The 18,998-nt window shown below is 58.5% G+C and carries 23 protein-coding genes; 22 read left to right on the top strand and 1 reads right to left on the bottom strand.

From position 1 onward, the window contains the following. The first annotated feature begins 75 nt into the window (after positions 1-75). The 12 genes from QXZ85_RS13535 to QXZ85_RS13480 all read left to right on the top strand — a co-directional run bounded on the left by QXZ85_RS13535 (position 76) and on the right by QXZ85_RS13480 (position 10,885). On the top strand, positions 76-1,548 hold the full coding sequence (locus tag QXZ85_RS13535) for a hypothetical protein (RefSeq protein WP_315806712.1): 1,473 nt from the start codon (positions 76-78) through the stop codon (positions 1,546-1,548). Next, complete coding sequence (locus QXZ85_RS13530; protein ID WP_315806711.1) at positions 1,545-1,859, top strand: hypothetical protein; 315 nt, start codon at positions 1,545-1,547, stop codon at positions 1,857-1,859. Before QXZ85_RS13535 ends, QXZ85_RS13530 begins: the two co-directional genes overlap by 4 nt. Positions 1,860-2,863: 1,004 nt before the next feature. Then, positions 2,864-3,319, top strand: coding sequence for a hypothetical protein (locus QXZ85_RS13525; protein ID WP_315806710.1), 456 nt, complete (start codon positions 2,864-2,866; stop codon positions 3,317-3,319). A 223-nt stretch (positions 3,320-3,542) separates the two neighbouring features. Continuing rightward, on the top strand, positions 3,543-4,364 hold the full coding sequence (locus QXZ85_RS13520) for a hypothetical protein (RefSeq protein WP_316174306.1): 822 nt from the start codon (positions 3,543-3,545) through the stop codon (positions 4,362-4,364). A gap of 723 nt (positions 4,365-5,087) precedes the next feature. After that, positions 5,088-5,945 carry a tail fiber domain-containing protein gene (locus QXZ85_RS13515; protein WP_315806708.1) on the top strand — a complete coding sequence of 286 codons (858 nt, stop codon included), beginning with the start codon at positions 5,088-5,090 and terminating at the stop codon, positions 5,943-5,945. A gap of 69 nt (positions 5,946-6,014) precedes the next feature. Continuing rightward, on the top strand, positions 6,015-7,226 hold the full coding sequence (locus tag QXZ85_RS13510; protein ID WP_316174304.1) for a hypothetical protein: 1,212 nt from the start codon (positions 6,015-6,017) through the stop codon (positions 7,224-7,226). Between the two features lie 126 nt (positions 7,227-7,352). Beyond that, entirely contained in the window at positions 7,353-7,811 is a 459-nt protein-coding gene (locus tag QXZ85_RS13505) for a hypothetical protein (protein ID WP_315704534.1), read from the top strand. 364 nt (positions 7,812-8,175) lie between these two features. Beyond that, a complete protein-coding gene (locus QXZ85_RS13500; protein ID WP_316174302.1) occupies positions 8,176-8,781 on the top strand; it encodes a hypothetical protein in 606 nt (201 codons plus the stop codon). A 25-nt stretch (positions 8,782-8,806) separates the two neighbouring features. Continuing rightward, positions 8,807-9,073, top strand: a complete 267-nt coding sequence (locus QXZ85_RS13495; protein WP_315751235.1) for a hypothetical protein — start codon at positions 8,807-8,809, stop codon at positions 9,071-9,073. 8 nt (positions 9,074-9,081) lie between these two features. Continuing rightward, positions 9,082-9,564 carry a hypothetical protein gene (locus QXZ85_RS13490; RefSeq protein ID WP_315704531.1) on the top strand — a complete coding sequence of 161 codons (483 nt, stop codon included), beginning with the start codon at positions 9,082-9,084 and terminating at the stop codon, positions 9,562-9,564. Beyond that, on the top strand, positions 9,533-9,736 hold the full coding sequence (locus QXZ85_RS13485; RefSeq protein ID WP_315751233.1) for a hypothetical protein: 204 nt from the start codon (positions 9,533-9,535) through the stop codon (positions 9,734-9,736). Before QXZ85_RS13490 ends, QXZ85_RS13485 begins: the two co-directional genes overlap by 32 nt. Positions 9,737-9,865: 129 nt before the next feature. Next, on the top strand, positions 9,866-10,885 hold the full coding sequence (locus QXZ85_RS13480; RefSeq protein WP_316174299.1) for a phage tail protein: 1,020 nt from the start codon (positions 9,866-9,868) through the stop codon (positions 10,883-10,885). On the opposite strand, the gene QXZ85_RS13475 is transcribed toward QXZ85_RS13480, so the two are convergent. Beyond that, positions 10,882-11,847: an aldo/keto reductase gene (locus QXZ85_RS13475; protein WP_315751229.1), complete on the bottom strand. Its 966-nt coding sequence runs from the start codon at positions 11,845-11,847 to the stop codon at positions 10,882-10,884. The two genes, QXZ85_RS13480 and QXZ85_RS13475, sit on opposite strands and share 4 nt — an antisense overlap. Before the next feature lie 302 nt (positions 11,848-12,149). Between QXZ85_RS13475 and QXZ85_RS13470 the strand changes: the two genes are divergently transcribed. The 10 genes from QXZ85_RS13470 (at position 12,150) to QXZ85_RS13425 (ending at position 18,992) form a co-directional block, all read left to right on the top strand. Further along, a complete protein-coding gene (locus QXZ85_RS13470) occupies positions 12,150-12,854 on the top strand; it encodes a hypothetical protein (protein WP_315751227.1) in 705 nt (234 codons plus the stop codon). Continuing rightward, the gene (locus QXZ85_RS13465; protein ID WP_315704527.1) at positions 12,851-13,015 is read left to right on the top strand and encodes a hypothetical protein; all 165 of its coding nucleotides are present in this window, start codon (positions 12,851-12,853) and stop codon (positions 13,013-13,015) included. Before QXZ85_RS13470 ends, QXZ85_RS13465 begins: the two co-directional genes overlap by 4 nt. 3 nt (positions 13,016-13,018) lie before the next feature. Further along, positions 13,019-13,261 carry a hypothetical protein gene (locus QXZ85_RS13460; protein WP_315704955.1) on the top strand — a complete coding sequence of 81 codons (243 nt, stop codon included), beginning with the start codon at positions 13,019-13,021 and terminating at the stop codon, positions 13,259-13,261. 1 nt (position 13,262) lies between these two features. After that, positions 13,263-13,646, top strand: a complete 384-nt coding sequence (locus QXZ85_RS13455) for a hypothetical protein (RefSeq protein WP_315751224.1) — start codon at positions 13,263-13,265, stop codon at positions 13,644-13,646. Continuing rightward, on the top strand, positions 13,643-13,942 hold the full coding sequence (locus tag QXZ85_RS13450; protein ID WP_315704525.1) for a hypothetical protein: 300 nt from the start codon (positions 13,643-13,645) through the stop codon (positions 13,940-13,942). Before QXZ85_RS13455 ends, QXZ85_RS13450 begins: the two co-directional genes overlap by 4 nt. 31 nt (positions 13,943-13,973) lie before the next feature. Then, positions 13,974-14,423 (top strand): GNAT family N-acetyltransferase, encoded by a 450-nt coding sequence (locus QXZ85_RS13445; RefSeq protein ID WP_315751223.1) that lies wholly within the window; start codon positions 13,974-13,976, stop codon positions 14,421-14,423. A gap of 181 nt (positions 14,424-14,604) precedes the next feature. Beyond that, positions 14,605-15,876, top strand: coding sequence for a CoA transferase (locus tag QXZ85_RS13440; RefSeq protein WP_315729626.1), 1,272 nt, complete (start codon positions 14,605-14,607; stop codon positions 15,874-15,876). 138 nt (positions 15,877-16,014) lie between these two features. Next, on the top strand, positions 16,015-17,235 hold the full coding sequence (locus QXZ85_RS13435; RefSeq protein ID WP_315704522.1) for an acyl-CoA dehydrogenase family protein: 1,221 nt from the start codon (positions 16,015-16,017) through the stop codon (positions 17,233-17,235). Between the two features lie 9 nt (positions 17,236-17,244). Then, positions 17,245-17,811, top strand: coding sequence for a flavin reductase family protein (locus QXZ85_RS13430; protein WP_315741919.1), 567 nt, complete (start codon positions 17,245-17,247; stop codon positions 17,809-17,811). A gap of 173 nt (positions 17,812-17,984) precedes the next feature. Further along, on the top strand, positions 17,985-18,992 hold the full coding sequence (locus tag QXZ85_RS13425) for an ABC transporter substrate-binding protein (RefSeq protein WP_315704520.1): 1,008 nt from the start codon (positions 17,985-17,987) through the stop codon (positions 18,990-18,992). Positions 18,993-18,998: the final 6 nt, after the last annotated feature.

The raw sequence follows: 18,998 nt of genomic DNA, 5'->3' as shown, positions 1-18,998 counted from the left end.
CCTTGGCCGGCCATCGTCCGCGATCAGCCGCCGCCGACGCCCCGCTGACCCAACCTTAAATGATGCGAGCAAACAATGGCGCTTCTTGCTTTCGGCGACTATCGCCCCGACGTCAGCGACTATGAAGGGCAGGCCACGCGCAACGTTCAAAACGTGATACCGCGCGGTGACGGCTATGGGCCCTTTCCGTCGTTCACACCCTATACATCGGCCTTGCCGGCGGCCTGTCGCGGCGCCTTCTATGCGTTGAAGTCGGACGGAACGGTCGTGACCTTTGCTGGCACGGCAGATAGGCTCTACAAACTCAACAATACCGACTTCACCTGGGCCGACGTTTCGAAAAGTGGCGCGGCCTATTCGCAGCTGTCGTCTTCGGCACAGTGGCAGTTCGCGCAAACCGGGAATTTCGTTTTTGCAACGCAGGCAAATGCGCTGCTGCAAATTTTCGACCTCACAGCTTCGACCTCGTTCGACAATGCTTTGGGCTCGCCGCCCCAAGCAGCTTATATCAGCGTCGTCGGACGGTTTCTGGTGCTCTCAGGGCTATTGTCGACGCCGTATCGTATCCAATGGTCGGGCCTGAACAACTTCAACTCTGCGACATCGTGGGACGGGCTGACCGCCGGCTCCGATCATCAGGATTTTCCGGATGGTGGCATCGTGCGCGGCGTTGCCGGCGGCGAGTCCGGTATCATCTTTCAGGACCAGGCGATCCGCCGCATGTCCTACGTTCCCGGTTCGCCGATCATCTTCCAGATCGACCGCATCACCCAGGACAAGGGCCTCTATGCGCCGTATTCAATCATCCGCGCCGGCGAGCGCATCTTCTTCTACGCCGGCCAGGGCTTTCACAAGATCGAGCCCGGCGGTGTGCCAGAACAGGTCGGACGCGAGAAGGTGGATCGCACCTTCCTGGGCGATCTCGACAAGGGCAATTTGCAGCTTTTCATCGGAGCTGCTGACCCGCGCTCGACGCGGGTCTATTGGGCCTACAAGTCGATCTCGGGCGCGATCGGCGCCTACGACAAGATCCTCGGTTACGATTTCCTACTGGATCGCTTCTTCGCGGTGCAGGCAAGCGGCGAGTATCTGCTCGGCATGTCGCAGACAGGACTGACGCTGGAAAATCTCGACAGCATCTCGTCCTCAATCGACGCCATGACTCTGAGCCTTGATGCTTACGCCACGGCGGTACAGCCGGAAATCGCGCAGTTCTCGTCTGGGCACGTGCTGGGTTTCTTTCGAGGCGCCAGTCTCGAGGCGATCATCGAGAGCGCGGAGCAGGGGACCGACGAGAGCCGGATCATGATCCGAGGTTTTCGTCCGGTCACCGACGCGGCGACGCTTTTCGGATCCGTCTCCTTCCGCGATACGCCGTCCGCGCCGGCGCTCGCCGGCGCGGAGGTGTTGGTGAATGCTAGGACCGGGCGCTGTGACATCCGGCGCGAGACCCGTTATTCGCGCTTCAAGGTGCGCATTCCGGCGGCCACATCCTGGAGCTTCTGCGCCGGCATTGTTCCTGACCTGACGACGAGTGGCACGCTATGACCGCCTTTGTCCCGGGCATCACCGAAACCGACCTCAAGAAGATCGTGCTGGCGCTGCAGCAGCTCGCCGCCGGACGCTCCAACGCGGTCGGCAGCGTCACGCTCGCAACCGGTGCGTCGAGCACCGTGGTCAACGACAAGAACTGCGCTGCAGGCTCGACCCCGATCCTCACGCCGGCGTCAGCTGCCGCCGCTACCGAGCTCGGCAACGGCACGATCTATGTGAGCGCGGTAGCGAACGGGACTTTCACCATCGTCCACGCCAACGGCGCGATCGCAGGCCGGACGTTTCTGTATGCGCTGCTCGGCTGAGTAATTGTATTGCCGACCAGCGCGCAATTTCAAGCACATGGCACAGATAGTGCCATTCGATAGTCCGAGCTTCTCGGGAGACTGGCAGAAGTTGCGTCCCACTCGCAGTGCTCCGTCTCATTAGATCGGCATCTCATTTTCGGCTTCGACCTGAAGCGCTCCACAACATTCGGCCTTGGCTCGCGGCGGGCTTTACTGCCTCGCGGAAGGTCGTCTGCATTCCTGAACTCCTTTCAGAAGAGAAGTTGACCAATGCAAAATGGATTTTTTCGTGTGCCCTACGCCCCTTCTGTGCCGAACTCAGACCGTCGAGCCACCGGAGGTCTGCCCGGACTTCTGCAACAAGTGATGCGTCAGCAAGGGGAGGCGCCGAACGACATCCTCAAGGGGACGGCTTCGCCACAAGAGCTAGCCCGACAGTCGTTCGAACAACTGGGCGGAATGCTGGCCGCGTCGGGCTCCTCGGACCAATCGGACAATGGAGGTGCTTTCCCGCAGCGGGACCCAAACTTCCGAGAGCTGGTGAGCAGATCTGGCATTGACGCGCAGCCTCCGCAGCAGATGGGGGAATATAGTGAGGAGTGGCTGCGCAAGCCGGAAGGAAGCCCAAATAACGCCGAGATCATTCCCGTTGGAGGGTTTTCGGCTCCGATGCCCGGCCGCAGGGGCTTCGTTCTGCCGCAGCCAAAAGAGGAGGACGTCGCCGCTCTGTGGAAGGGGTTAAGAAATGTTCTTCAATTCTACGGAAGGATGCGGCACGGTACCGGAGGTGGAAGCGACGAATATCGGAAATGTCTGAGAGCTGCGGCTGGCGATACAAATGCGTGGGAAGAGCTATGCCGAAGCTTGAAGCCAGGTTGGAATAATGTAGTTGGCCCAGAGACCGTTAAACGAGCGTGCTGGTCCAAGACGTTTGAATCTAGCGTAAACAAGAAGCAATGGTGCGAGAACCAGTTTGGGCAGCATTAGTAGCCAGGTCAAAGAGACGCACAAGTAGATTTCAGATGCAGATTTCTCGAACCGGCAGTTTTCCGACATCGAACCCGTACGCTTCTCCTGCGCTCACCTGTGTCTGTCCTGATGATGTTCGTCGTGTTTGGCCGCTGGTGGCCTCGCGTCTGCAGCTCGCCGTCCGGCGCACTGGCCTTTCAGCCTTTGCCGACATCGAGCGCGACGTTCTGGCCGGGCGCTCGCTGCTGTGGCTGGCGCTCAGCAGCGCAATTGCGATCGACGCGGTCGCCACGACCAGCTTGCAGCTCACGGATGCTGGCAAGGTCTGCGTCATTACCGCCTGTGAAGGCAAGGGCATGACACGGTGGCTGCCGCTGATCGCCAGCATCGAGGCGTATGCGAAAGCCGAAGGCTGCAAGTGTGTACGCATTTTCGGACGCAAAGGCTGGCTTTGGGCGCTGGAGGGCTATCGGCAACGCTTTGTGATCATCGACAAGGCGATCGACTGATAGACAGCCCTGGGATGGGCTCACGACCCGTTCATCTGAACTCATCGTGGAAAGGATATTGCAATAGTTCTCGTTTTGTTCTAATTTCTCAGCAGCATTGTTTTCATGCATTTGGGGACGGACGATGGCCGTGTCGGGAGATCGTCAAGAACGATTGCGCATCCTCCACTGGAGCAGGGCTTCGGAGCAGCGGAGGCGGATATACGACGCAGCTCGCGGGCTTATGATCTTGTTCTTCGGAGTTGGTCTGATTGCTGTAATCGCGGCGATCCCTTCAAATATTGGGACCGCGCGTGCCGACGATGCCCGCCTTTTGGACTTCGGGCCCTATCGGGCCGCCGCAGAGTACTGCCGCGACGACGTTGCGCGACCGCTGGCGCTCTCGGTGGATCAGCGGATCCTTTGTTTCGACGGCTATCTTCCCGCCGATCAGGATTTGTCGCTCGTCGAAAGGTTGCAGCCAGGCGGGTTGTTCGTTGCTCACAGCTCCGGCGGAGACGACGCCCTTATGATGAAGCTCGCCGACCTATTGCGAGAGCTTGACGTCACCGTGGTGATTTATGGCTACTGCCTGTTCAGTTGCGCGGACTATCTCGTCATGGCGTCTGCGAGGACAGTCGTATTGAAAGATGCCCTCGTTGCCTGGACCCCTTTCGCCGACAAAGGAGATTGCCTGAGATTTGTTCCGGCGCTTGACGACGGCCCGCTTCGGCTCGACATATCGCGCTGCGCCGGAGACGAAGACATATTACTGCGATCGATTGGACGGATTGATCAGCTTAGAAAGAAATTCATGTGGACGCGGCGCGTCAGTGCTACGTTCGAAATGCCGCCACAGAGCGCCAGCGTCCGGAAGGTATTATACAGGATTGATTGGGCGAGGGCGCACCGAATGGGTTACGTGATGTGGCTCTGGCATCCTCGCTATCAGCCCAGTGCCGTAAAGACGAAGATCGTCTACGAAGCTTACCCGGAAAGCCAAGAGGAAGTGACTGCGCTGGCAGTCCGCCTTCGCCTCGGCGCCTGGTTTATCTACGATCCATAGTAAGTCAGTGGATAGCGTCGGGACGAGCTGGCCCGTTCGCTTTGATGATTGCATCCGAATTGAACCGGCGCGCCGATCTGACGCGCTTTTTTGTATGAGCTTGGAGATGAATTGATGGTTGGAAATCCTAGGGCGAGAAACAATGATGTCCCAAGCGTTGCGCAAGAGGGCGTATCTCCTGATCCGTCGTTTTTCCCTGACTGGACTAATGAATGGGGAGCTGGCACGCGCAGAGATTGGAACGATCCTTTCAAGGGCATTCCTTTGCCGGGATCGCGCCGGCCACCCGCCCCGTCTTGGCTCGAAGATCCGTCCTATCCGGGTTTGCCGCCATCGCTCCGATATCCGCTGCCCGAAAATCCAGGTTTTCCTCCCGTCCCGCCCGCCAAGCCGAATGAGATGCCGGTCCCGGAAAGCCAGCGCCATGAATGGCTGCTGAGCCATTTGCTTCAGACGATACGGTCCATGGAGGATGACTCTGCGCAGCAACCATTCCGGTCGCCATTGAGCAGTCGTGCCGGCCGAAGCTCGAACGCATCGAGCTCTTCCGATCCTCGGCTCTCAAGCAACGGGGCTTACCTGACCGCAGGCCTGCGTGGGCTCGCCAGCGGCCTGCCGATGGAATTGAGGCCCGTTCAGCCGCCGATCTTCTTTCCGTTCGGCTGACATTGTGCCGGTCATCTCGAATCGCGATCAGCTAAGCAATACACATGGAGCTTGCCAATGGGCGGACAATCCACCAGCACGACCACACAGCAGTCGCAGACCGCGCCCTGGCAGCCGGCCCAGCCGTTGCTTCAGGGCATCCTGTCACAATTGAACAGCGGTGTGAACAACACCGGCCTGACCACCGCCGAGGCGGGTGCGCTCAACACGCTGCAGGGCAATGCCGCCCAGGGCAATCCCTATGCCGGGCAGATCGGCAATTATGCGCAGTCGCTGCTCAATGGCGGCGGCGCTACGGCGCAGGCGCCGAACGTCCAGGCGAACCTGTCGGCGTTGCAGAACTATCTGACGCCTTACGCCAATGGCAGCATGATCGGCAACAACCCAGCGCTCACCGCGCAGCTCGCGCAGATCCAGACTGACGTGGGCAACTCCGTGAACGGGCAGTTTGCCGCCGCAGGCCGCGACTTCAGCGGTGCGAACCAGATGGCTTATGGTCGGGGGATCGCCGCGGCCGAAGCGCCGGTCATCGCCGCGCAATATAACCAGGATGTCACCAACCAGCTCGCAGCCGCCAATTCGCTCTACGGCGCCGGCAACACCACAGCCAATACGCTGGCTGGCATGCAGCAGCAATATCTCGCAAACCAAGGGCAGGGAGTGATCGCTGCGCAATCAGCGCTGGACGCGCAGAACTATGGTGCCAATGCCACGCTCGCCGAAGAAGCGCAACGCCGCGGCATCCCATTGCAGACATTGCAGCTGCTCGCGCAGATTGGAACGCCAATCGCGGGACTTGGCCAGCAGAGCAACAGCACGGGCACAACGGTCCAGGAAAAGTCCGGCGTCGATCAATTCGCCACGATCGCTGGCGGGATCGGTAGCCTCATCGGCGCGCTCAAGCCGAAAGGCTGAGGGTGCCGGCGTAGCGGCAGATCTGCGAAAGCCGATGTGGCGAATGAGCTCTATTGCAATGGATGCACAATGACGACTTCCGAAATCGAGTCCAAACTGACAGGTGTCGCCTTCGATCTCGCGAATGCAGGCTACACGCCGATGCACGATCCGGAGAAGGGGCAGGAGCACGCACCAATCGACGGCGACAACGCGGCGCTGCGTGAGGCCGCGGGGCGCCTCACTGAGGCGCACCAACCTTTGACCGTCAGGGAATATGTCGATGCCAAAGGTGAGCGCGCGGCACCAACTGAAGCCGTGACCCTGGCGCGCGCGGCGCGCGACCATGCGCGGGGCAGGGCGGCGGACAGGCGCGCTGCTCAAGCAGGGGAGGCTGAGGAAACCGCGCAACGCGTCGACGCACTACGTCAGGCCGTCCAAGCCAACGATGCAACAGCCGCGGACTTCTATGGGGTCAAGCATCCGGACGGCCAAGGCGACGATGGAGCGACGGCGCAAGCTGCTGAAAGCGGCTGGCCCGGAAGACCCTCGCGCGATGGTCATTCCTCCGATGAGATTGCGACCGAGCTCGAAAAGGCACTGCAGCATCCGCAGGTGCTGCAGGCCATCGAGGAGAAGATCGGCGAGGCGGAGAAGGCAAGACAGAGTTATCGCGACGGCCTCGCGGCGGCGATGCAACTCGCGCAGGCGAACTTTCTCGGCCAGTTTCCGGAATTTTCAGGCATGGCACCCGACCATATTCCAGCCGCGCTCGAGAAGATGTCTCGCGAAGATCCGGCCAAATTCGCCCGCGTCCAGTCCGCGGTCGCTGCATCCGAACAGTTGCGTGCGCAACAGGCTCACGCGCAGCAGCACCAGGCCGAGATGGAGCGGCAAAATTTCCAGAAGTTCGCGCAAGGCGAGGACGCGCGGCTTGAGGTCATGCTGAAAGATGAGCCCAAGGGGGTGCGGCAGGCGGTCGCGGCAGAGATCATGGCTGCCGCTAAGCAGAGCGGAATCGAACCGGCCGAGCTCAATCGGCTATTTCATACCGAGCCGTTGATGCGCCACGCCACCTTCCAGCGGATGATGTATGACGCGGCCAAGTACCGCCTCATGATGAAGTCCAAGGATGCGATTGCGGCGCGTCCGGTCCCGCCTGTCGTGCGTCCCGGCGTCGCGGCGAGCTCTGCCGAACGCGAGCGGGCCGATGTGCGAGCATTGAATGCACGGCTGTCGTCGTCAGGCGACCTCAAGGATGCCGTCGCGCTCTACCAGGCACGCAGAGCGAATCGGTCGTGATGTGCGCGGGAAGAGAAGCTCGTGCCATAGCCAGCAGCGTTCGGCCGTTGACGTTGTTCTCTTTTTGTTCTATATCATGATCGTTATCATCAGTCCCAAGTTGGGGTTCGTTTCGACGGTGCAACCATGAATTTCAGCGTGGGCGAATGGCTCGTGTTTGCCGTCCTCGATATGCTGATCAAGGTGGCTTTGGTCATCTTTGTCGTGCTGCTCATCTCGTTATACCTTGCGCCGATCATCCCCTTCGTAAGCGTTGGAGTGGGATTCTCGATACTCCATTTGGTCTGTCTGTTCTTGGCGGAGACCGCAGTGCTTTCGCTGGAGCTTGTGAATTGGCGGCCTCGAGCTGTTCTGAAGGCTGCACTCACAATCGCAATCGCAAACATCCTTTTCGTTGTGTGCGGAGCCACCTTTATCACGCTGATGTACCAATCCAGGAACTTGAATCATAAAATATCAATTGTTGTTTTGTACATCGCGTGTTTGGCAATTACGAACTTCATTCCCTTGTTTTTTGTCTTGGCACTTCGCCTTGTGGCAAGGCTCATGAGAAGGTTCGTATGTCGGTGTGCTCCCGCAGGATGAATTGAACCTGACGCGCTCTTACGTGCAGGTGATGCGCTTAAGTGCAGTTCTTGCAGAGAGATTGAGGACCTTTGCGGGGGGGCGTTCTGCGGGCGACGCGTTAGGACAGCTCGATCGCATATTGCCGATCTGATGCGCCGCAATCGATTTCTTCACGATTCTATAGGCGCGCGCCGAACCGATCACGCACGGCGCTGAAGTCGCGTATCCACGTGCCTTGATGCGGGCCGCGCGCATTGTCATCGGCCAATCGTATCATCCTTAAAATCGTAGTTAGTCGCGGTTGCACGCTGCTCAGATTTGTCCCGATCTGTTGGGTCGGCTTTCCCAGAAATCATTCTTTGGAGCTAATATGGATGCTGTAATGCAATCACCGATCCGCCGTACAATTCCGTTCAGCGGCGGAGCTGAGATCACTATTCCGAGCGGGCCTCATCAGTACTCAACAAAGACTTGGGTGGGCAGCATCTCCCGAGGACACACACCAGAGCAGGCCTTTGAAGCGTTGTCTTGGCATGCGACGCCGTTTCAAAGAGTCAAGAGTGTTGATGGAGGTACCGTTGAAATTCCTGGCGTTGGACCAGTACGACAACTGGTCGATCCGGACCGGCTCACGATCGTGAATACGACTCTGCCGGGTCACTTGCTTCATCCGGGCAACGTATTTCGCAAAATTGTCCAGGAGGGTGATGATCTGTACGTCGTTACGCAAGGCTATGGAACAGGAATTTTTCCGACGGTCAATGAGCTCGGTGCTGGGAGTCTCTGGTCGGGAGTTGACTCGAATGTTTTCATGAAATTGAATCCTCCTCTAAAGCCGTTCGAATATGATTATCCAATGGACGAAATGAACGCGGTTGCGAACATGAGCAAACAACTGCCCTCCCAATTCCAAAGGCCTGATACTGCGCCGGCAGAGCTCCGGCCAGAGTTCAAAACGCCGCCGCCGATCTTTTTCTCTCCTCGTTGATTTCGCTCTCTTTCGGAGATTTCTCATGCCTGACGAACGCCGCAACTTCATCGAGCGCTCAGACTCTATCACCGGAAATCTTTATGGTCAGCCGATGTCGCTTGAGCGGATCGCGGAAAATTTCGCGCTTTACGGTCTGCAGAAGCGTGTCGCGGCACTCGAGAGTTTCGATGCCGAATTGCGTGAGGGTATCGAGGCAAACCCTGGCGACTTGCGACGCCATGCGCGAATGCTCGAGCTTCGGCGCAACATGGGCAGCGTCCACGCGGCGCTTCGCAACGCGGGCCGATGATCAATCCCGTGCTGGAGGCGCTGGCGCGGGCGCGTCAGCAGTGTGCACCCTTGTTCGCCCGCTGGTGCGCACGCGAGGGAGCGATGTTTTGTCCAGCCGCGCCAGCCACCGTCGCCAGCTTCGTGCGGGATTGTGCAGGACTCGGCATTGCACAGCTTTGGCCGGCGTTGCAGGACATCTCCAGGCTGCACACCTCCAAGGGGCTCGCCGATCCGACGTTGAGCGAGCCGGTCGTCTCCGCAATCAACGAACTGAGCGGGATCGCACCGCCACGCTCCTGGCCGGCCGATCGCAAAGCGCGCTTCAAAACGCTGCCATATGACCTCCAGGCCTTCATCGTGGGGCACGAGGCGGCGCGGGAGAGAGCTTTGCGGCGCGCGCAGAACCAAGCGGCTGCAGCCAGGCAGAAATTGGCAGCCATCCAACATGCATCAATATCGGAAGAAAGCAGCGGATCTCATGAAGACACCTCGCAACAGCCCATCCCTTGAAGAGCGTATCAAGGCCATCCGCGCCGAAATCGAAGCGGTGATCGATACACGCGTCGCGGCGGTCGCCCAGGACAGTCCGGGGGTGCCGAGCGGCGTGATCCGCAATCTGCTGACCGCGCGTGCGCCGAGCTGCGCGTGCGCGCAATATCTCGAACTCAACCGGGAGCAATGAGCGACGGCAACGTCGCTCCGGCGCTCATTCGGTCTATCCTGACGCGCGCCTTGCATGCTCCAGTGACAACAGGCGATGGCGCCGGCGGCGATCCTCAAGTGGGATCGCCGCTTTTCTTTGAGGAATGACATGACGCTCTACAGATGGTCACAGACGGCCTCCGCAGATGCTACAGCAGATCCCACGATCAACTGGTCCGAAGGGCAGGTGCCTTCGAGCATCAACGACTCGGCCCGGGCGATGATGGCGGCAACCGCTAAATATCGCGATGATATCTCAGGTGCGACCGTCACCTCGGGCACAAGCACCGCCTATACGCTCGTGAGCTATCAGCAATTCGATACGCTCGTACATCTCAACGGCCAGATGATCGCGTTCACGCCGCACACGACCAACGGTGCAACCGTGACATTGAACGTCGACTCGCTCGGCGCCAAGCCGTTGCGGAGTGCGCCGAATGCTGAGTTGCTGGCCGGTACGATCCTGCAGGGAACGCCGTATCTTGCGGTCTATAATCAGACCGATGGAGTGTTCTATCTGCACGGGTTCTACGGCAATCCGTACAACATCCCGTTGGCCGCCGGTCTTGACTTCTGGGGGCCGACCGCGCCGAACAGCTCGTTTGCGTTCCCCTACGGTCAGGCAATCAGCCGTGCGACTTATGCCGCGCTCTTTGCACTGGTCGGGACGACCTATGGCGGCGGGGACGGATCGACGACGTTCAATTTACCCGATCTGCGGGGACGCGTCACGGCGCGTCCGGACAATATGGGGGGAACGACCGCAAATCGGCTGGTCAACGGAAGTCTGGCGGGACTTCGCCACAGTCTTGGAGGGGCCGGAGGCGAAGATGCGCACACGCTAACCGTGGCTGAGATTCCGTCACACTTTCACAGCGCGAGCATTTACGATCCAGGGCACGCGCACTCTTATAATCAATCGAGCTTTGTAGCGGGACAGTGGAACGCGGGCGGAGGTGGGCAGCCAGCTTCGTACAGCAACATTCCGGTGAATACGGCTACAGCCGCGACAGGTTTGCGTGTTAATAGCTCCAATGGTCTTGATACGACCTATAGCGCGGGCGGGAACGGAGCGCACAACGTTGTTCAGCCGACGATCCTCTGCAACTATATAATGCGGATTATCTAACCGCTGATTGGAAAGGTACCTTGATCAAAGGTCGCGATGATGCGCGATAGCGCATCTTTTGAGATCGCTCTGTGTGGCGTTTCTGATATCTCGCGAAGGTTGCGAAGATCGGTTGTCCCAATGATGCAACTGCTGATTTCGGGAAATGAGAGGATTGAGGCGATTGCGGCCTGTGCCGGTGTTACGTCCGGTATTCCACTCAAGACTTTCCGCATCTTGCTGGCGGCTCCTGCAAGTAAGCGAGATTGGGGGCGCATAAGCGCGCGGGCAAGATACCAAATATCGCTGGGGCGTCTGATCCGCCCGATCTTACCTGCTACCAAGTGCCCCTGCGCCAGGACAGTTCCCGCAAGAATGGAAATTCCTGCTGCGCGCATTGAGTGGATAGTCGGAAGCCTGTCCAACTGCATGACGTTAACGTCGATCAAGGCCACATCGAAAGTCCGGCCGAGAGATGTGATGTAGTGCATAACCTCCTTGCTGTGGGTGTTTATGCCAAGCATTCGGAACATGCCACGTTGGCGCATCCTATCCAGACGCGTAAGGAGTTCGTCCGTGATCGCGCTTCTAGGCGCACCGTGCAATTGAAAGACGTCGATATAGTCACAGCCAAGGTTTTTGATTGCTTTCGAGCACGCGCCTTCGATGTAATCTGGGCTGTAATTCGTCCGCGGAACGTCTCTAATCAACGGCTTTCTGCGTAAAGTTCCTGCCTTTGTAGAGATGACTAAGCGATCGCGCCCCTCGCTTTTGATCAGACTGGCTAAAGCACGTCCGAGACGTGGTTCAGCATTGTAATTTGAGTAGTTATGCCCTGTGTCGAAAAGATTTATTCCGTGTTCGTAGGCTTGATGAACGATACTGACAGCAGTTCGTTCGGAAAAAAAACGGCTTCCCCAAAATGCAGAGCAGCCCAGTCCGATCTCTGAAACTGTGGCAGTTCCAAGTTGCCGATATTTCATGATGTGGTGCACTAGTTGCATTTGCTGGAGGTAAACTCATCACACATGGACATCTTTTGCAACATCAAGAACTGCATTTGACGACGTGGAGCACGGATTTTGACTGCTTTTTGTCAAGTTGTGGGCCCCTGCGATAGTGATCGTGCCAGCCGGTCCTCAAAAAGGAAAGAAGAGTGGCGGTGGAGATGGTTTTACAACCTGTCGGCGAATTCGTGCCGAGGTTCGGTGGGTCTACAGTGATAGGCGCGGTCGATGGCAACCAAAGAAATGGCAAGTAGCCTTGGGCAGCTAGGGGATACAGAATGGTTGATCTTACATCGCTGATCACGACTAACGACAAACGGTGGGCATCTGCGAAGATCACAAGAGATGCAAGGTCCGCGGCGCGGCGTCTCGTTGGCGCGAAAGCGCGGTATGAGATTGTCGCGGTGCGCACCGCTGTCCCCTGGCCGGTGATCGCCGTTATTCACGAGCGCGAGTGCTCACAAAGCTGGGGAGGCTCCCTGGCCCAAGGGGATCCCTGGAACAAGGTCTCAGTCCATGTGCCGGCCGGCCGAGGGCCTTTCGGATCCTGGGAAGAGGCAGCTGTCGACGCGCTGGTCAACTGCCCTCCGCACGCGGCACGCTGGAAGGACTGGTCAGTCGCGGGCGCTCTGACCCTGCTCGAGCAGTATAATGGTCTCGGCTATGCCCGTCGGGGCGTTCCGTCGCCGTATGTATGGGCGGGCACGAATCAATATCGTGCCGGAAAATACGTTCGCGACGGCGTTTACGATCCGGTGGCGGTGGACCGGCAGCTCGGTTGCGCAGGTCTGCTGATGGCCATGATGGGGCTTGATCCGAGCATCACGTTTCCGCCTTCGGAGACGGCCTCGGTTCGACCCCACTCGTCGGCGGATCCGCCGCCCATATCGCCTCAGATATCCATTTCGAACCCGGCCAAAGGCTCCATCGGAGCCTTTTTTGTTGCCTTGATGAAATCCATCTTCGGAAGGAGAACGACATGATCGAATTTGGCTCTGCATTCTGTCTTGGTGTCGCGGCGGGCGGCGCACTGGTCTGGTCCTTCAAGAGCAGACTCCTGGCGCTCTCGATCGGAGCCAACGCGTTAGCGACCAGGCTTGCTGGCGCGGCGAAGGCGCTCGCAGCTTTGATCCGAAGGGCCTGATTGATGTGGCCAAAAATCAAGGCGGCCTGTCTGCATTCTCTGACCATCGCATGGGGCTACACGCTCGCCTTGATCGGCGGCTTCATGTCCCTGATCGATAGTGTCGGCGATGCGCTCGGTGATCCCAACATCAAGGACCAGATCAATTCTGCAGTCGGCGATGCCAGGACGACTGGCCGCATTCTCCTCGTGATCTCGCTGATCACGATCTTGGCGCGCGCGCGATCCTTGAAGAAGGGAGGCTGACATGTGGATGACAATCGTGAGCTTTCTCGGCGGTCCGGTGATCAAGGGGCTGATCGATGCCTATCAAGCCAAGCTGAATGCGGGTAACACTGAAGCCAAGATCGCGGCCGATCTTGCGGCTTCCGAGATTGCGGCACAGGTCTCCGAGTCGAACGCAATCCTGCGATATCGCGAGGCGGAAATCGGTCATTGGTATGAGCCGGACAAGCTGATCGGTTATTGCGTGGCGATCTATTTCGCAAAACTCCTGGTGTGGGACAAGGTGCTTGGGTTCGGGACTACGGAGCCGCTTGCGGGATTCGCGTCGGTGACCGCAAATCTCGTCATATCGTTCTATTTCGCTAAGCGCGGCTTCGAAAACGTTGCGAGAATCATTCGGCGATGAGCGTTATCCAAGAAGATATCAAAGCCATCGTCGCCGAGACCCTGGCCGAACAGCACAGGCTGCAACGTGAGGAGATCGACGCGGTCGTCCTTCGGGCAATCGTGACGATTCTGACATCCTTTGGCATCGAGGAGGAGGACCGCAAAGAGTTGCGAGCTGATTTCCAGCATCTTCGTCGATGGCGCAAGAGCGTCGAGCAAGCCCAGAGCTACACGTTCAAGGCGGTCATCACCGTCATCGTAACGGGCTTTGTTGGAGCGGTATGGCTCGGCATCAAGGTCATCATTGGGAAGTGATCGATAAGGCGGGCAAGGTCAAGGATTTCAGATGTATCATATCCGCGAAGTAGACGCTTGCGATGAAGATGTTGCCGACAGTCTCGCTGATCTTCATCGCCAAACCTTCCTTGACAGGGCGCCGCTGCCTGACTTCGATGCCGGGCATTGGTGGATCGCATACGAGCAGGGCGTTCCCGTTGCGTTTGCCGGTCTCGTTCCCTCATCAATAGGATCGGAAGCCGGCTATTTCTGCCGGGTTGGAGTAGCAAGAGAGCATTGCGGTCGTGGTCTCCAACTCAGGCTGATGCGCGCGGCTGAGTGGCGCGGGCGGCGGAACGGGTGGTCCTGCATCGTGTCCGACACGACGGACAACGTCATCTCTGCGAACAACTTCATCCGCGGCGGCTATCGACTGTTTCGCCCACAGTCACCCTGGGGTTGGTCGAGTACGCTCTACTGGCGCAAGCTCATCGAGCCCTTTGAGTGCTCCGTTCGATGAAAGATTGCAGTGCAGCAAAGGTCATGCCCGGCGGCCAAGGCCGCCGGGCCTTTTTTTGTGTGCCCGGTTGAGCTAACGACACGCTACAGCGGCCCGTCTGAATGATCGATAGGGCTCTGCTGCGCCATGCTGAAGATCACGAAGATGATCGACAATGAGTTCGACGGAAGGAGCGAGACGCATGGTCACCAAAGTGCCATTGCCAGAACGGTCACCTCGCCGAAAGGACGCGCCGACGGCCCTGGACGGGATGCTCGTAATCGACTTCACGCGGGTCGTGGCGGGGCCAGCCTGCACGCAAATGTTGGGCGATTTCGGTGCTGATGTCATCAAGATCGAGCACCCCGAAGAAGGAGACGATACGCGAGCCTACGAACACGCGGAGGTTGCAGGCGAGAGCGCGGCTTTCCTCAGCCTCAATCGCAACAAACGCGCGATGACACTGGACCTAGCGGTGCCGAAGGCCAGGGACATTGCGCGCGATCTGATCGAGAGGGCCGACGTGGTGGTCGAGAATTTTTCCACTGGAATCATGGACAAGTTCGGCCTGGACTACGCAACCGTTTCCGCAAACAATCCAGGTCTCGTCTATTGCTCGATTTCAGCGTACGGCCGTTCGGGACAATTTGCGTCGCGACCGGGTTTTGATCCGATCACCCAGGCCGAGAGTGGCTTCATGTCCCTCAATGGGTTTGCGGATGGTCCGCCAGTGCGGACGGGACCTCCTGTCATTGACCTCGCGACGGGCATGTCCGCCTGCAACGCGATTCTATTGGCGCTGCTTGCTCGCGAACGGCTCGGGCGAGGGCAGCACGTGGATGTCGCTCTTTTCGACGTCGCGATGAACATGACGAGCTTCTACGGCATGGCGTACCTGCTCAGTGGATTCAATCCGGGGCGTTTTGGCAACTCCCCGAACGGATCACCTACAGTCGGTGTGTATGAAGCCTCCGATGGCCCCCTTTACATCGCCTGCGCCAACGACCGCCTCTATCGGAGGCTGGTCACGGAAGTGCTTGACCGCCCTGATCTGCTCGACGATCCGCAGTTTGCCACGCGCAAGTCGCGATCGCTGAACAAAGAGAAGCTGCGCGCGATTTTCGCCGAGATTTTCGCGATAGACCATCTTGAAACATGGATGACAAAACTGAAGCAGGCCCACATTCCCGCCGGCTATCTCCGCACCATCGCGGAGGCGTTCGAGGCACCGGAAGTGCGGGGGCGCGGTCGGGTTTGCCAGATTCCGCACCACACAGCGGGCAGAGTTCCTAATATTGAACCGGCGATCAGTATGAGTCTGACGCCACCGGTCGAACCCATGGCAGCCCCGACCTTGGGGCAACATACGACCGAGGTCTTAAAGACGATCTTGGGCTATGATGATTGCTGCATTGCGGCGCTGCAGCGAGCAGGCGCTTTCGGACGAGTCCAGACGCGTGACAGCGCGTTCTGACTGGAGAATCCGACTGAGGAATCGCAGATTCGAACCGCTGCACGAATTGCCAACCGTGTGATAACGGATCAAAATGCGATGGTCGCAATTGGTATCGCCTGAAACGAGATGATGGACCGTTCGCGGAGCACGTTCGGGATGACGACCAAGCAGCAGCCAAGCTCGTATCAGGGCGATGAGCGACCGGATGCCTTTGCGCCCGTCGAAGCGCGGGCGATGGCACTCTTGCCATTGCTTCGTGAACGTGCCGAACGAACCGAAGAGCTGCGTCGCGTGCCCCCCGAGACCGAACAGGATCTCCTGGAAGCCGGGTTGTTCCGAATCCTGCAGCCAAAGCGGGTCGGTGGCCGTGAGCTGGATTACGTCGCATTGGTCGATTGTGCGGATTTGCTTGCACGCGCGGATGCATCGGTGGCTTGGAATGTCGCCAACCTGGCGAGCCACCACTGGATGTTGGCGATGTTCGATCCGCGGGCACAGGATCGGATTTGGGGCGATGACGCCAATACGTTGATCGCCTCTTCTTTTATCTTCCCAGCGGGCCGGGCCAAGAAAGTGAATGGCGGCTACGAATTGCGCGGAAGTTGGCCGTTGTCGTCTGGCGTTGCCTCGTGTCAGTGGAATATGCTGGCAAGTGTAGTCTCCTCCGAGGACGAGGCAGACGGCGTGGAATATCGCATTTTTCTTTTGCCACGGGCAGACTACAACATCCTTGATACCTGGAATGCAGCCGGGCTGAGGGGAACTGGCTCCAACGATGTCGAAGTGCGGGATGCCTTTGTCGCCGACGAGATGACAATCGGGGTGAACAGTCTCGCCGGCGGAATATCCCCAGGTAGCGGCCTCAATCCCAGCCCGCTGTACCGGTTGCCAGTGTTCTCGCTATTTCCCTTTGCCATTTCGGGCGTTGCCCTCGGCAACGCTCAGGCATGTCTTGAGGACTATATCGACGGTGCGCGGCATCGCGCGTCGACCTACAATAGGGCAAAGCTCAGTGACCTCCAGAGCACGCAACTAAAAATTGCCGAAGCATCCGCTAAGATAGATACAGCCCGCATGATTATGCGAGCGAGCTGCACCCGTGCCATGGAGGATGCGCGGCGAGGCATCATTCCGGACATGATGACCAAGACGCGGTATCGGCGTGACGGAGCTTATGCCGTCAATCTATGCACAGAGGCCGTCTCCCTGCTGTTTGCGGCGAGCGGCGCGCGAGGGTTGTTCACGAGCGGAGTGCTGCAGCGGCGGTTTCGCGATGCACACGCGATCAATTCCCATATTGCATTTAACTTCGACGCAGCTGGGACCAGCTATGGTCGGGTGGTGCTCGGTCTGCCCTCCGATAACCTGACGCTGTGAGACGGCAGGATGAACGATACGCCGAAGTGTCCAGTTGTGCCTGATCCAGCGAAAGAACTCGCTAGCGATAGTTCACCAATCGACGCACGGGATTTTCGCAACGCGCTTGGGGCTTATGGAACAGGCGTCACGATCATCACTGCGGCCGACGCGGCCGGCCGACCATACGGATTGACCTGCAACTCGTTTGCGTCGGTGTCGCTCAATCCGCCCCTGGTCCTCTGGAGCCTGCTGCTCTATTCCTCCAGCCTGAACGTGTTTCAGAACGCTAGTCATTTTACCGTCAATGTCTTGGGGACATCGCAGCAGGCGCTGGCGAACAAGTTCGCCAAATCATCCGAAGATAAATTCATCGGGGTCGAGTGGAGTCCCGGCCTTGGAAGAGCGCCCGTACTCAAGGAAAGCGTCGCGAATTTCCAGTGTCGATCGGTCAGCCGGTATTATGGTGGAGACCACGTGATATTTCTCGGCGCGGTGGAGGCATATTCCTACAGTCCGACCGAGCCGCTTTTGTTTGTGCGCGGCCGCTTCGGCCGCTTCGAGGCTACCGACGAACGCAACATGGATGAAGCTTGATCGCCCGCTGCCTCGGAGAGCTCCGCCTGCGCTTTGCATGACTTGGGAGTGTAGCACGTTCAGATAGTTGTTTTATCCAAGACATCAAAGGATTGTGTCGCAAATCCTTCATGTGCGCCCTTTAGGGGAAACCGTCACTGGCTGAGATGCCGGAGCCACGGAGTCCTTAGTTCATGAATGTCATCCGCTTCATCGTCGTTCTGTTCGCCCTGGCCGTCCTGGCGCCCTGGCAATCGGCCAAGGCGGCAGACGTCATTTGCTACAATTGTCCGCCGGAATGGGCCGATTGGGCTTCCATGCTCAAATCCATCAAGGCCGACCTCGGCTATGACATTCCGCACGACAACAAGAACTCGGGGCAGGCATTGGCTCAGATTCTTGCGGAGAAGAGCAATCCGGTCGGAGATATCGGCTATTTCGGTGTCACGTTCGGTATGAAAGCCAAAGCGCAGGATGCGTTGGAGCCATATAAGCCGGCGCATTGGGACCAGGTTCCTGCCGGCCTCAAAGATCGGGACGGATATTGGACAACGATCCACTCCGGCACGCTGGGCCTGTTCGTGAACAAGGATGCGCTTGGCGGGAAGCCGGTGCCGGCGTGCTGGAAGGACCTGCTCAAGCCCGACTACAAGGGAATGGTCGGGTACCTGGATCCGAGCTCCGCAGCTGTGGGTTATGTCGGCGCTGTCGCAGTCAATCTTGCGCTTGGCGGATCTGCCACCAATTTCGACCCGGCAATCAGCTATTTCAAGGAACTGCGTAAGAACGATCCGATCGTGCCCAAGCAGACTTCCTATGCCCGCGTTGTCTCGGGCGAAATGCCGATCCTGCTCGATTATGATTTCAACGCCTATCGCGCCAAATATTCCGAGAAGGGGAACTTTGAGTTTGTGATTCCCTGTGAGGGATCAGTCATGTTCCCTTATGTTGTCGGCCTGGTGAAGAACGCTCCGGACAAGGAAAAGGCGAAGAAGGTTCTGGACTATCTCTTGTCCGATAAGGGGCAGGCGATCTGGACCAATGCCTATCTGCGCCCGGCGCGCCCGATTGATCTCCCCGAGTCGGTAAAGAGCAAATTCCTGCCGGACGCCGATTATGCGCGGGCCAAGAGCGTCGATTGGGGCGAAATGGAAAATGCACAAAAGGGCTTCGTTGAGCGATATCTCGACGAGGTCAGGTAAGGTGGC

It is taken from the genome of Bradyrhizobium sp. SZCCHNGR1005 (assembly GCF_032489995.1).
Lineage (GTDB): Bacteria > Pseudomonadota > Alphaproteobacteria > Rhizobiales > Xanthobacteraceae > Bradyrhizobium.
This window is presented reverse-complemented; position numbering and strand designations above follow the sequence as displayed.

What these genes read in the sequence shown, in the direction of transcription:
- QXZ85_RS13535 (WP_315806712.1), top strand. Translation starts at nt 76, where the DNA reads ATGGCGCTTCTTGCTTTCGGCGACTATCGCCCCGACGTCAGCGACTAT.
- QXZ85_RS13530 (WP_315806711.1), top strand. Translation starts at nt 1,545, where the DNA reads ATGACCGCCTTTGTCCCGGGCATCACCGAAACCGACCTCAAGAAGATC.
- QXZ85_RS13525 (WP_315806710.1), top strand. Translation starts at nt 2,864, where the DNA reads ATGCAGATTTCTCGAACCGGCAGTTTTCCGACATCGAACCCGTACGCT.
- QXZ85_RS13520 (WP_316174306.1), top strand. Translation starts at nt 3,543, where the DNA reads ATGATCTTGTTCTTCGGAGTTGGTCTGATTGCTGTAATCGCGGCGATC.
- QXZ85_RS13515 (WP_315806708.1), top strand. Translation starts at nt 5,088, where the DNA reads ATGGGCGGACAATCCACCAGCACGACCACACAGCAGTCGCAGACCGCG.
- QXZ85_RS13510 (WP_316174304.1), top strand. Translation starts at nt 6,015, where the DNA reads ATGACGACTTCCGAAATCGAGTCCAAACTGACAGGTGTCGCCTTCGAT.
- QXZ85_RS13505 (WP_315704534.1), top strand. Translation starts at nt 7,353, where the DNA reads ATGAATTTCAGCGTGGGCGAATGGCTCGTGTTTGCCGTCCTCGATATG.
- QXZ85_RS13500 (WP_316174302.1), top strand. Translation starts at nt 8,176, where the DNA reads ATGCAATCACCGATCCGCCGTACAATTCCGTTCAGCGGCGGAGCTGAG.
- QXZ85_RS13495 (WP_315751235.1), top strand. Translation starts at nt 8,807, where the DNA reads ATGCCTGACGAACGCCGCAACTTCATCGAGCGCTCAGACTCTATCACC.
- QXZ85_RS13485 (WP_315751233.1), top strand. Translation starts at nt 9,533, where the DNA reads ATGAAGACACCTCGCAACAGCCCATCCCTTGAAGAGCGTATCAAGGCC.
- QXZ85_RS13480 (WP_316174299.1), top strand. Translation starts at nt 9,866, where the DNA reads ATGACGCTCTACAGATGGTCACAGACGGCCTCCGCAGATGCTACAGCA.
- QXZ85_RS13475 (WP_315751229.1), bottom strand. Translation starts at nt 11,847, where the DNA reads ATGAAATATCGGCAACTTGGAACTGCCACAGTTTCAGAGATCGGACTG.
- QXZ85_RS13470 (WP_315751227.1), top strand. Translation starts at nt 12,150, where the DNA reads ATGGTTGATCTTACATCGCTGATCACGACTAACGACAAACGGTGGGCA.
- QXZ85_RS13465 (WP_315704527.1), top strand. Translation starts at nt 12,851, where the DNA reads ATGATCGAATTTGGCTCTGCATTCTGTCTTGGTGTCGCGGCGGGCGGC.
- QXZ85_RS13460 (WP_315704955.1), top strand. Translation starts at nt 13,019, where the DNA reads ATGTGGCCAAAAATCAAGGCGGCCTGTCTGCATTCTCTGACCATCGCA.
- QXZ85_RS13455 (WP_315751224.1), top strand. Translation starts at nt 13,263, where the DNA reads ATGTGGATGACAATCGTGAGCTTTCTCGGCGGTCCGGTGATCAAGGGG.
- QXZ85_RS13450 (WP_315704525.1), top strand. Translation starts at nt 13,643, where the DNA reads ATGAGCGTTATCCAAGAAGATATCAAAGCCATCGTCGCCGAGACCCTG.
- QXZ85_RS13445 (WP_315751223.1), top strand. Translation starts at nt 13,974, where the DNA reads ATGTATCATATCCGCGAAGTAGACGCTTGCGATGAAGATGTTGCCGAC.
- QXZ85_RS13440 (WP_315729626.1), top strand. Translation starts at nt 14,605, where the DNA reads ATGGTCACCAAAGTGCCATTGCCAGAACGGTCACCTCGCCGAAAGGAC.
- QXZ85_RS13435 (WP_315704522.1), top strand. Translation starts at nt 16,015, where the DNA reads ATGACGACCAAGCAGCAGCCAAGCTCGTATCAGGGCGATGAGCGACCG.
- QXZ85_RS13430 (WP_315741919.1), top strand. Translation starts at nt 17,245, where the DNA reads ATGAACGATACGCCGAAGTGTCCAGTTGTGCCTGATCCAGCGAAAGAA.
- QXZ85_RS13425 (WP_315704520.1), top strand. Translation starts at nt 17,985, where the DNA reads ATGAATGTCATCCGCTTCATCGTCGTTCTGTTCGCCCTGGCCGTCCTG.